Below are 11,178 nucleotides of genomic sequence, written 5' to 3' on the forward strand. Positions count from 1 at the left end.
TAATAAATAACAGCAATATTATTTATGATTTTCAACTCTTTAATTCTTCTGATTATTTTTGTTAAGTTTCTAATTATGAAAAAGTATATATGGTGAATAAAACCCAAACAATTTGATAGCAAAAACTACGAATATTGAAAATCAATGTGGACAACTATTTATAGTGCAATTTATACCCCTACAAATCTGTATAATCAAATAAATATACGAGCATAAAAGCAAATATTTAAAGATAATGCGTGGCAATAAATTACAAAATAAAATTATTAAATTCATTTTTAATAATTATTACAAAATATTATTTTCACCTTATGATTACAGCGATATTAACAGTATCATCTAATTATGATAGAAATACAAAATATAACTAAGCTATATAATGAGAAATGTGCGTTAGACAATGTTTCTTTTGTAGCAAAAAATGGCAGAGTTACAGGATTAATAGGGCCTAATGGATCCGGAAAGTCAACGTTAATACGATGCGCATTGGGACTTACAAATTTAACCAGCGGAAAAGTTCTCTTTGATGGCGTGGTTTATAAGAATCTTCAATCTCCAATTGAAACAGTTGGTTCTGTATTAGATATGAAAATTGAGGATTACAGCAAAAGCGCGATTAGTTACCTTAATAGAATTGCGGAAACTTACGGTATAGAAAAAAGTCGCGTATTAGAAGTTATTAATCTTGCAGGAATTGCATATATAAAAAATATGAAAATTAGAGCAATGTCAACAGGCATGCGTAAACGTTTATCAGTTGCAATAGCCCTTCTAGCAGACCCTCACAATCTTATACTAGATGAACCTTTCCATGGTTTAGATTCTGATGGCATCAACTGGATGAGGGATTTGTGCAAATATTATGCAAAAACAGGCGGATCTGTATTAGTAAGTTCAAACACAATAAGCGAAATTGCAAATGTAGCAGACGATATCGTAATCATCGCTCATGGAAATATCTTGCTACAAGATAACGTGAGGAACTTTGCTGAAAACTACTCACACTATTCAGCAATTCGAGTTATTACACCAGAGCCTAAAAAGCTTCTTTATATTATGCAGTCTCAACATAGAGAGTGTACTGTTACTAGAGTTGATAACAAAAATGACGATATCCAAGAAGGTGTAGCTTTCATAATATGCAATGCAGATATTACAGCTTTATCTAGAAGTTTTGCTAATCAACAATTAATCACATATCAAATAAATAGTGAAAGTCCCTCTTTAGAAGCTGCATACATTTCTATTACTAAAAATCACATGCAATATGTTTCTATTCCTAAAAGTGAATACGAAAATATAGCAGGTAATGTTGGAAATCAACCTATATATCAACAGCCACAGTACATTCAGCAATACGAACAACAATACCAACAAGCGTTACAGCAACAGTATTCACAAGCACAGTACAATCCGCCGAAATCATATTCATCTCAACCATATTCGCAGCAATCGCAATATAACACTCAGGGAGAAGTACGATGAATGCACAAACTATGAACCAAAATGCAATGAATATTAACCAAACGCAACCAGGAATGCAGACTTCTATATCTTCAAGAGGCATCACGCGCTACCATTTAACATTCTTTAACATACTTAAAGTTGAAATAATCAAACTATTATGCACGCAATTCACATGGTGGTGTACTGCATTATTTATACTGATTCCGTTAGCTTTAACATCATTTTTTTCATTTATCGTAAACGTATTTACAATGTACATAAATAAGGGCGATGGAATTTCATTATCATCAGTAATTTTTGAAGCAAATAGACAAAGTTGTTCAACGCGAAAGGAAAAAGTAAACGGCTTTTGGCGTTACTACAGCAATTGCAATATGGACCAGTACATCAATATCCTAAAAAATACTATTTCCGGAGTGTATATAATTATATCGCTGTCTGCAGTAGTAGTTTCTATTGCCTTCGCAGCAATTGCAGCATCTCGCGATCGCGAAAAAGAAATACTAAGCGGATTAGCTGTTGCTGTTCCGAAACGTGATTCCCTTATATTTGCAAAATTAGTTGCCGTAGTACTGTACGTATTTGTCATACAGATAATTTCTATGATCCCAGTAGGCGTAATATCTGCAATGACACTTTCAAGATATTACGTTACAAGCAGACTCGGTAGTCAAAATCCTTTCAACACATCTATTACAATTGTATTTCTTTCAGCAATATGCATGGCTTTATTTGCAATTATGGGTTACGGATTGGGGCTTATATTTAAGTCTTCAAGAATCATTACACCAGTATTTATAATCCCGCAAGCTTTAATACAAATGATAGTATCTTTTTATTTAACACTTTATGTTATTACCATGATTCAAGGTGAAAAGCTTGAAACATTCTTAAACCCTTATGCTCCGCAAAACCCACTTCACGAGCCTATCTTCAAAACAATAGTTAATTTAATAGGTATGATTCCGTTAAACGCTGCAAATAATTTTATATCTGCAGTGGCACTTCATACGACAGAATCAAATATTTATATTCCGAACGCTGGTTTATCATTCGTTTCTTTAATTGCTTGGGCAGCAATTTTATACGGCATCGGACACACTATAGAAAGAATGAGAAGTATCGTAAAATAACACAAAACCAGTTTTAGTATTTCAGCTGTTTTTGTTTTATAAGCATGCTAAGAAAACGCTTGCACTTTATTGTGCGAGCGTTTTTTAATGCCAGACACCTAGCTGCGCTCGCAGGAGCTTATACGAATGCAATCACTGACACTAATACAATCACCCATACGGATACAATCGTTGCACTTGCAAAAAATTTACGCGTTACACAATTTTGCAATTTAGCATGATTATTTTGTTAAGTTTCTAATTATGAAAAAGTATATATAACAAATAAAAAACAAACATTTAAATAATGAAAAAGTAAATATTGAAAATTTGACTATGAATAAATATTCAATAGATTTAATATATACGCAATTTTAATAGATTGAATTAAGCTGAATTAAATATTGCGAAAAGTAAAATCGGAATGTTTTCTAAGCAAATGTTTAAGATTAGTAACAAATGTTGTTAATCTTTAGAAAAATATCTAAATACGACTGTCAACACGCCAATAACGACAATATAAATAACGCAAAATAATTCATTTATCAACGTTTTAAAATATAAACTTTAGTTAAAAAGAAATTTTCTGCAATAAAAGTTGTAACAAATGAATAAATAGCATAATATACAAAATGAAATATTTGTGAATTGCACATTAAAAACTATGCCAAAAGCAAAGAAGCGAAATTGACAAATGTTTCAAAAACCAATTATCTACAATCTAACGAAGGTTCGAATATGGTGAACTCAAAGTTCTATCGCAGTGTAGCGATGATGTTGCTCGCAGGAGCAACAATTATCCCACAGGGCTTGGCTCTTCCAGCAATGGCAGCTCCAGCCGAGACCCCAGAAAATGATTCTTGCGCAGTCAAAAAAGACGCCTTGAATGATTACCTTTGGGATCTGAAATACGATAAAACTAATATTCTAGCGCGTCACGGTGAATCAATTGACAATAAATTCTCAAGCGATAGCTTCGACAAAGGCGGAGAATTTATTGTTGTTGAACATCAAAAGAAGAACATCACAAATACTACTTCTAATTTGTCGGTGACTTCTGCAAATAATGCTCGCGTATACCCAGGTGCTTTATTCCGCGCTGACCAGAATTTGATGGACAACGTGCCAACCTTAATCTCAGCAAATCGTGGCCCATTGACCTTAAGCGTTGATTTGCCAGGATTCCATGACGGAGAAAGCGTTGCAACAGTAAAGCGCCCAACCAAGAGCACTGTGACTTCAGCAGTAAACGACCTTGTATATAAGTGGAATGCTCAATACGCAGCAAGCCATCAAGTTGCAGCAAAAATGCAATATGACTCTGCAAGCGCACAAAGCATGAATCAACTTAAAGCAAAGTTCGGTGCTGATTTCGCAAAGATTGGCGTACCTCTGAAGATTGATTTTGATGCTGTACATAGAGGTGAAAAGCAAACTCAAATTGTAAACTTCAAGCAAACTTACTACAACGTAAGCGTAGATGCTCCAGATAGCCCATCTGATTTCTTCGCACCATGCACAAGCGCAGAAAGCTTAAAGAGACGCGGTATTGACGAGAAGCATCCACCAGTATACGTTTCTAACGTTGCTTACGGTCGTTCAATGTACGTAAAGTTTGACACTCGCAGCAAGAGCACTGACTTCCAAGCTGCAGTAGAAGCTGCTATTAAGGGCGTTGAAATTAAGCCAAATACTGAATTCCATCGCATTCTTCAAAAGACTTCTGTAACTGCAGTAATTCTTGGAGGTAGCGCAGACGGCGCAGCTAAGGTTATCACTGGAAACATTGATACACTTAAGGCTTTGATTCAGGAAGGTGCAAACCTGAGCACATCTAGCCCAGCAGTGCCAATTGCATACACTACTTCTTTCGTAAAAGATAACGAAGTAGCTACACTCCAATCCAACAGTGACTACATTGAAACGAAAGTTTCCTCTTACCGCGATGGTTATCTTACATTAGATCACCGTGGAGCTTACGTAGCTCGCTATTACATCTACTGGGACGAATATGGAACTGAAGTTGACGGCACACCGTACGTGCGTTCACGCGCTTGGGAAGGCAACGGAAAGTATCGTACTGCTCACTTCAACACCACTATTCAGTTCAAGGGCAATGTACGCAATCTTAGAATCAAGCTTGTAGAGAAAACCGGCTTGCTCTGGGAACCATGGCGCACCGTGTACAACCGTTCCGATTTGCCGCTCGTTCGTCAGCGCACAATCAAGAACTGGGGTACTACATTGTGGCCACGCGTTGCAGAAACCGTGAAAAACGACTGATTTATATCCTAAGAAGTTGCAGTTAGAACTGTAAAGTAGATAGATATAAGTTAATAATAATTGAATATTACTTAAGGGCTTTGTCTTGTGTATAAACTTGATAAAGCCCTTAATTATTAAACACTTAACTATTAAGCATCTAACTATAAGCATTTAACTATAAAAACCTTAACTATAAAACATTGGAAAATCGCATGTTTTAGCATTAACATTCTCAAACATAGCTTTTCAGACAAACATTTCATTCGCTTTTTTAGAAAGCTCATACCGAATAGGGCGTTCACCAATAGAATCAACCATTTCAAGCTCAACCAAACCATTAAGCGCGCTCACAATCTTTCTCTCACCAATCTGCTCACCAATTGCGTTTCCAACATATTCGCTTAATTGCTTGCGAGTCATTGGAGTTGGATTATACGAAAAAAGCTTATTTTGCAACAAAATTGTCATAACTTCGCGCTGCACTTTAGAAATCGCTGTTTTTTTAGAAAACTCGAATAGCTTATCCATGCAGTAAATAATCTGTTTTAATTGCACACTAATATTGTCAAATACTTCGTTCTGCGCTTTTTTAATATATTGCAACATTGTGCAGCAAAACATAGTTAAATCATTGCAATTAAACAGCTCCTGAGCTTTAGAAAAAGCAGCATAGTATCCAGATTTTTCTGCATAAATTATGGAGCTTAAACTCAAAATTGTTGGCATCGAAAGCTGCTCATGCAATTGCAAAGCAAGCAAAAACCGCCCAGTTCTGCCGTTCCCATCATAAAATGGGTGCACGCTCTCAAAAGCATAGTGGCACATGCACGCCTTAATAAGAGTTGGAACTTCGTTGCTATTCATCAAACTCAACATCTGCGTTAAATGATCTTGAATTTCCGCTTCCGTTGCATCGCCATCGTGCACTACATTATTTGCACCATCACGAATACTTACTTTTTTCTTCCTAAAAATCTCACCATCTGGAATATCGCCTGATTCTAATTCACCCTGCATAATACTGTTGTAGATTTTTCGTATATCTTGCAATGTTTGCGGAATTGAAGTGCTACTCTCCTTTGAATCCGCAACTGACTCTACATTCAAATCCGCAACAGATTCCGCAACAGACTTTTCTTTAGAATCTGCAAGCTCAAGAAAAAGCTTAGTAAATTCACTAAAACGCGTATGCTTATTCTGCTCACTCGCAGCATCAAGTGCTTTGGAAAGCTCTTTTCTTGTACTATGAACGCCTTCAATAATGTTGGTATTTTGCACTTCTTTTGCAATAAGTTGCATTAAATACTCGCGCTGAGCAAACCGCGGTAACTCATTCCACGCTTTTTCAACCGCTTTTTCAGCATACGCAATATCATTCATGTGCGTTACAAGATCCGTTACGCACGTTGCAAAAATTTCATGACTATCAAATACGATTCCGGAACGATACGTAGCAGGATTATCAATGCGCAATCGATATTCTTCTTCCGCAATATCACAAGGTTTTGCATTACTTTTAGACATTGCAACTATCTTGCGTATTGTTTTGTAATCCATAATGCAGCTCCATTCACATTATTGCGTTTACATTATTGCGTTTACGTTATTAAAGATTTTGTAGTATTGGCTTGCAATATTTTTGTTTTCGCCATTTTGTTTGCGCCATTTGGCTTATACACAAATAACGCATTTATTACAAAATGATTGCATAGCTAATGTAAAAATCTATTCTATACCGACATTTTGGCAAAATGAAGGCATAGAGAGCAAAAAACATTCGTCTATACCGACATTTTCGCAAAAACGCACTATAGAAAAACATTTCTGCAAAAACAAACGTCAAGCCACTCGTTTCGGCGTAACATGATTTACGCGTTTTAATGCCAAGCAAATCCCACTTCGCAAATTTGAAAATTTTTTAATTTTGCGAAGTGAGGTGATATTCACACGAGCCTCAAAACGCAATAAACAGAACGCGTTACAACCCAAAAAGCTTCAACAGCGCGCGGAACGTATCTTGACCATCATAGCAAGTTTCAACTAGGAACCCTCGCTCATTACTGTATTCTTTGAGACCGCGATAATAGTAATATTTCTTTTGATCCTCAATAATAAACGGCACAATATTATGCTTTAAGCATTCCTTAAAAGCAATCAAACGCCCAACTCTACCATTACCATCCTGAAATGGGTGTATCCGCTCAAATCTGTAATGAAAATCAACTATATCTTCTAGCTGCAAATAAGTTTTAGCAAGGTATTCTGCCAACAACTTGCTAATCTCCTCATGCACTTTTTTCGGATCGCAAGTTTGCACACCACCTACAACATTCGCGCGCAACTTGTAATCACCCACACGAAACCAAGGCAGAAGCTCGTCGCTGGTTCCACGTTTAAGCAACAAATGTAAATGCTTAATCATGTCTTCACTAAGAGGCTCTTCAGCAACGTCAATACAGTAATCAATCGCGCGAAAATGATTCACTGTTTCAACAATGTCGTCAACCTTAATACTTGTGTTCTCTACTACGCCAACACTTGAATCCGCGCCATCAACTACACCATCCGCTTTTTCTTCGGAATCAATAGTATTAGTTTCAAAAATTCGCCTAGTTTGATCTTCACTCAGCTGGTTTCCTTCAATATGATTCGAGTTGTACGTCATACGAATTTGAAGCTCGTGATAAATTCCGCCTGGAATACGATACGCCTTTTCTTCCCTCAGCCTTTGCAAAATAGGGTTACTTGAGATTACGCAATACAATTCACTCGGCTTACATTGTAAATAGTTGCTAATCTTCGCGATTACTAAATTTGATAGTTTTTCACCTTTTGAGATTTTTGCAATCGTACGAGAAGAAATATGCAACTCGGCTGCTAACTGCGATTTTTTAACGCCTTTTTCACGCAGCATGTTGTTCAATCCCGTGTAATCATACATTTTTAACGCTTCTCTTTCTGCCTCTTGCCTTGCTTTATGGAGATGAATTATTACGAATCTAAATACTAACGCACTAAAATCTTTACTTATTTTCCCATAATCAACATCAAAAGTAAAGATAATTGCGATTTTACGCACGCAAAAGTAAAGATTCGAAATTTAACGAATCCAGCATCGGCAACATCACACGTTCACTATTCAAGCAACACTAACGCTTGACGTTAGTAACGCAATACGTTACCATAGTTTTATGGAGACAAGAGAAAAGGAACTTAATGATTACCTATACGGCGGTCCATACCCAAAAGGTTATCCCACAGGATTAGAAAAAATCCTAAAGAGAAAGCTACAGATACTAAAGGCTGCATACAATTTGCAAGACCTTAAAGCACCGCCAGGAAATCAGCTTGAGCCACTCAAAGGCAATCTACTTGGATACTGGAGCATCAGAGTAAATAAACAATACAGACTAATTTTCAAATGGAACGACAATACGAAAGAAGCTTACGATGTCTACTTCGACGACTACCACAGATGACTACTTGAGCACTCCAGGTGAAATTTTGCGCGAAGAATTTATGGAACCGCTTAAAATCAGCTCATACAAACTTGCTCACGCTATCGGTGTATCCCAAACAGCAATCGGAGAAATCTTAAACGGCAAACGCGCAATCAGCGTAGCAATGGCATACAAGCTATCTAAAGCTTTTAGAACAACCCCAGATTTCTGGCTCAACCTTCAACGCGACTACGACATTCTGCGATTTGACGAATCCAGCATAGGCGAGATACAGCCACTCGTTTCGGCGTAACGCCATGCGGATTCTACCTGCTTTAAGTGTCGATTTTTAGTTTCGAATGCTCATTTTGCTGAGGAGAATCGGAAAGCCACACAAAAATTACATCTGTTTGACATGCGTAAATTTTATTTTCAAAGAATACGCTTTCAATAAAAGATGCCATGATTATTGTTTTGCAAACACCAGTCGATTCAGTAAAAGGTCTAAGTAATAAAAAGAGGGTTATCCCCCCCCCAAAAAAAGACTTAAACAACAAACAACAAAAGGGCTTTCAACGCGAACACAATGTGTAAAACAATGCGAGCACGTTCAAAAGCCCTTAAACTAATTGCTAAACTATAGAGCAACCATATTAACTGGCAACCACTAACTAGCGACCATACTAACTAGCGAATCTTACGCAACAAGCCGCCAGCAGTAAGCAAGCCACCAGCAGTAGCGAACATTAACATAACAAACAATGTTAGAACAACATTAACACCAGTAAGTGGCAAAGAATGTTTACTATCCTTCTTGGTAGTAGCGTTCTTCTTAACATTATTTTTAACTGTAATATTCGTCCAAGCAAGCTGATTACCCTCTTGATCAACAAGAACAACAGTATGCTTACCAGAGTAACCATCAGGGAACTTGGCATCGAACGATATAACACCGTTCGCACCAGCCTTAACAGTCACATAATCACTACCATCAGCGCCGCGCAAAAGCTTAGGAGTAGAGTACATGAACGCATAAGCGCGCACATAACCCTTCTGCTTCAACTCATTATTGAAATTCTCATTGTCAACATGAACAACAACCCGATTAGTTACGCCAGCGTTAGCAACATTATTATCCCCAACAACAATCTTATTCTTAACTTCATTCTTAAGATCATTCACACTCTTAGGAGCAGCAGGGACCTTAGGCGCAGACGGCATGGAGTTCGAAGTATTAACAGTACCGCCATGTGAAGTAGGAACATCACCGCTACCGCCACCCGTGCCAGGAATATGCTCAGGCTTGCAAACATACGTGCACTCATCGAATTTAATCTCCAAACTACTCTTCTTCAACGCTGTTATAGTAGCATCGTTTTGTGCACTACTATTAACTGACAAATGAGTAAGATTAGATAAGTCTTTTAATGGAGAATAATCCTCAATATTCTTGCAACAAGCTATAGTCACCCATGAAAGAGCTTTAAGCTTACTTAATGGAGCTATATTCTTTAAATTCCATGCAAATATATGAATATAATCCAGTTTATTTAAGCTCTCAATAGGCTTAAGATCCGAGAGATTTTCAGAATTTAAGGTCAAAGTTCGTAATTCAGTAAGATTCTTCAAAGGTGAAAGATCCGAAAAATCACCCCTTACACCCAAAACTCGTAATTTAGTAAGACCACTCAAAGGCTTAAGATCTGAAGCCCTAGTAGAAATATCAAGGTCTTCTAAGTTCGTGAGACCACTCAAAGGCTTAAGATCCGATACTGGTAACGTAAATAAGATCAATCTCTTTAACTTAGTAAAATCTTTCAAAAAAGAAATATCCTTAATACCATCACAAAATGCTATTTCTAATTCACTTAAGTTCTTAAACTTAGAAAGTACGCTAGTGCTTTTGCCTTTATACCCACGAATATGCAATTCTTTTAAATCACGCTCAGCTAAAGGTGAAAGATCTGAGAAAATACTTCCCCATACCTCTACATTCTCTAATTTAGTAAGACCTCTAAGTGGCTCAAGACTAGTAACACCTTCAGTTACACCAATATTTAAATCTTTAAGATCTGTAAGATTAGCCAACTGCGAAATATCAGAAATTCCACAATAACCACGTCCATCTTGTAAATATAAAGTTTGTAATTTAGTAAGACCTTTAATAGACTCAAGACTGGTAACACTTTTAGTTGCAATATGTAATTTAGTTAATTTAGTAAGACTACTTAAAGGCGAAAGATCTGATACCAAAGTTGACTTACTATATTCACCTATAGTCAACTCTTGTAAGTTAGTAAGATTCTTAAGCGACTCAAGACTTGAAATATCAACTATTGAAGCATGCGAGATAGTTAGCTTAGTCAATTTAGTAAGTTTCCCAATCGAACTTAAGCTTTCGTTAGAGAATTTACCACCATCGAATTCAAGAGTTTCAAGATTTGAAAAATTCTCAATATCTGAAATGTCTGTATTATCATAATTATACAGGCTAAGTTTTAAACTCTTCACACTTCTAGCTTGAGCATAAGTAATCTCATTAACCGCACCATCTTTAATAATAGGATTGGTACCGTCTTTTAGTGAACTAATCACAAGGTTCTTAAAATATTGATTCTTAAACACAATGTTATCGCTATCAGCATGCCCAGAACCATCAGAAGTATTGCCACTACTCGAGCTAGCAAAAGCGACTGGAGGAAGAGATGCAAAAGCAAAACCGCTAAGCAAAGTCACGGCAGCAACAAAAGCACCTATCGCTTTCTTATTTAGCATAATTTATCCTTTCTTCTCTCGCGCAAAAGCGCAAATACCATAAGACGAAACAAACTAGTAAAACAAAGAAATTAAAACCAGAATGAATCAACACTTAGTAAAAAGAGTACCCCCCCCCC

General features: G+C 36.8%; 9 protein-coding genes. 5 read left to right on the forward strand and 4 right to left on the reverse strand.

The annotated features are described in order from the left end of the window. Window positions 1-345 precede the first annotated feature (345 nt). The 3 genes from HMPREF3230_RS05290 (at window position 346) to HMPREF3230_RS05300 (ending at window position 4,862) form a co-directional block, all read left to right on the forward strand. Window positions 346-1,485 (forward strand): ABC transporter ATP-binding protein, encoded by a 1,140-nt coding sequence (locus HMPREF3230_RS05290; RefSeq protein WP_075523879.1) that lies wholly within the window; start codon window positions 346-348, stop codon window positions 1,483-1,485. Then, entirely contained in the window at window positions 1,482-2,600 is a 1,119-nt protein-coding gene (locus HMPREF3230_RS05295; protein WP_075523880.1) for a hypothetical protein, read from the forward strand. Before HMPREF3230_RS05290 ends, HMPREF3230_RS05295 begins: the two co-directional genes overlap by 4 nt. A 717-nt stretch (window positions 2,601-3,317) precedes the next feature. Next, window positions 3,318-4,862 (forward strand): thiol-activated cytolysin family protein, encoded by a 1,545-nt coding sequence (locus tag HMPREF3230_RS05300; protein WP_075523881.1) that lies wholly within the window; start codon window positions 3,318-3,320, stop codon window positions 4,860-4,862. A gap of 228 nt (window positions 4,863-5,090) precedes the next feature. Here the strand turns inward: HMPREF3230_RS05300 and HMPREF3230_RS05305 are convergent, their stop codons facing one another. Continuing rightward, on the reverse strand, window positions 5,091-6,401 hold the full coding sequence (locus tag HMPREF3230_RS05305) for a Fic family protein (protein ID WP_075523882.1): 1,311 nt from the start codon (window positions 6,399-6,401) through the stop codon (window positions 5,091-5,093). Window positions 6,402-6,822: 421 nt separating this feature from the next. Next, on the reverse strand, window positions 6,823-7,785 hold the full coding sequence (locus HMPREF3230_RS05310) for a Fic family protein (RefSeq protein ID WP_075523883.1): 963 nt from the start codon (window positions 7,783-7,785) through the stop codon (window positions 6,823-6,825). A 250-nt stretch (window positions 7,786-8,035) separates the two neighbouring features. Here HMPREF3230_RS05310 and HMPREF3230_RS05315 point away from each other — a divergent pair, with 250 nt between their 5' ends. Continuing rightward, a complete protein-coding gene (locus HMPREF3230_RS05315) occupies window positions 8,036-8,323 on the forward strand; it encodes a type II toxin-antitoxin system RelE/ParE family toxin (protein ID WP_075523884.1) in 288 nt (95 codons plus the stop codon). Beyond that, window positions 8,295-8,597 carry a HigA family addiction module antitoxin gene (locus HMPREF3230_RS05320; RefSeq protein WP_075523885.1) on the forward strand — a complete coding sequence of 101 codons (303 nt, stop codon included), beginning with the start codon at window positions 8,295-8,297 and terminating at the stop codon, window positions 8,595-8,597. The genes HMPREF3230_RS05315 and HMPREF3230_RS05320 overlap by 29 nt, the downstream gene beginning before the upstream one ends. Before the next feature lie 22 nt (window positions 8,598-8,619). On the opposite strand, the gene HMPREF3230_RS06675 is transcribed toward HMPREF3230_RS05320, so the two are convergent. Both HMPREF3230_RS06675 and HMPREF3230_RS05325 read right to left on the reverse strand, forming a co-directional pair. Further along, window positions 8,620-8,748 carry a hypothetical protein gene (locus tag HMPREF3230_RS06675; RefSeq protein WP_269137046.1) on the reverse strand — a complete coding sequence of 43 codons (129 nt, stop codon included), beginning with the start codon at window positions 8,746-8,748 and terminating at the stop codon, window positions 8,620-8,622. Between the two features lie 223 nt (window positions 8,749-8,971). After that, complete coding sequence (locus HMPREF3230_RS05325; RefSeq protein ID WP_075523886.1) at window positions 8,972-11,059, reverse strand: leucine-rich repeat domain-containing protein; 2,088 nt, start codon at window positions 11,057-11,059, stop codon at window positions 8,972-8,974. Window positions 11,060-11,178: the final 119 nt, after the last annotated feature.

The sequence above is a fragment of the Gardnerella vaginalis genome, from assembly GCF_001563665.1.
GTDB lineage: Bacteria > Actinomycetota > Actinomycetes > Actinomycetales > Bifidobacteriaceae > Bifidobacterium > Bifidobacterium vaginale_A.

Coding starts and splice junctions, on each gene's coding strand:
- HMPREF3230_RS05290 (WP_075523879.1), top strand. CDS start 346: ATGATAGAAATACAAAATATAACTAAGCTATATAATGAGAAATGTGCG.
- HMPREF3230_RS05295 (WP_075523880.1), top strand. CDS start 1,482: ATGAATGCACAAACTATGAACCAAAATGCAATGAATATTAACCAAACG.
- HMPREF3230_RS05300 (WP_075523881.1), top strand. CDS start 3,318: ATGGTGAACTCAAAGTTCTATCGCAGTGTAGCGATGATGTTGCTCGCA.
- HMPREF3230_RS05305 (WP_075523882.1), bottom strand. CDS start 6,401: ATGGATTACAAAACAATACGCAAGATAGTTGCAATGTCTAAAAGTAAT.
- HMPREF3230_RS05310 (WP_075523883.1), bottom strand. CDS start 7,785: ATGTATGATTACACGGGATTGAACAACATGCTGCGTGAAAAAGGCGTT.
- HMPREF3230_RS05315 (WP_075523884.1), top strand. CDS start 8,036: ATGGAGACAAGAGAAAAGGAACTTAATGATTACCTATACGGCGGTCCA.
- HMPREF3230_RS05320 (WP_075523885.1), top strand. CDS start 8,295: ATGTCTACTTCGACGACTACCACAGATGACTACTTGAGCACTCCAGGT.
- HMPREF3230_RS06675 (WP_269137046.1), bottom strand. CDS start 8,748: ATGGCATCTTTTATTGAAAGCGTATTCTTTGAAAATAAAATTTACGCA.
- HMPREF3230_RS05325 (WP_075523886.1), bottom strand. CDS start 11,059: ATGCTAAATAAGAAAGCGATAGGTGCTTTTGTTGCTGCCGTGACTTTG.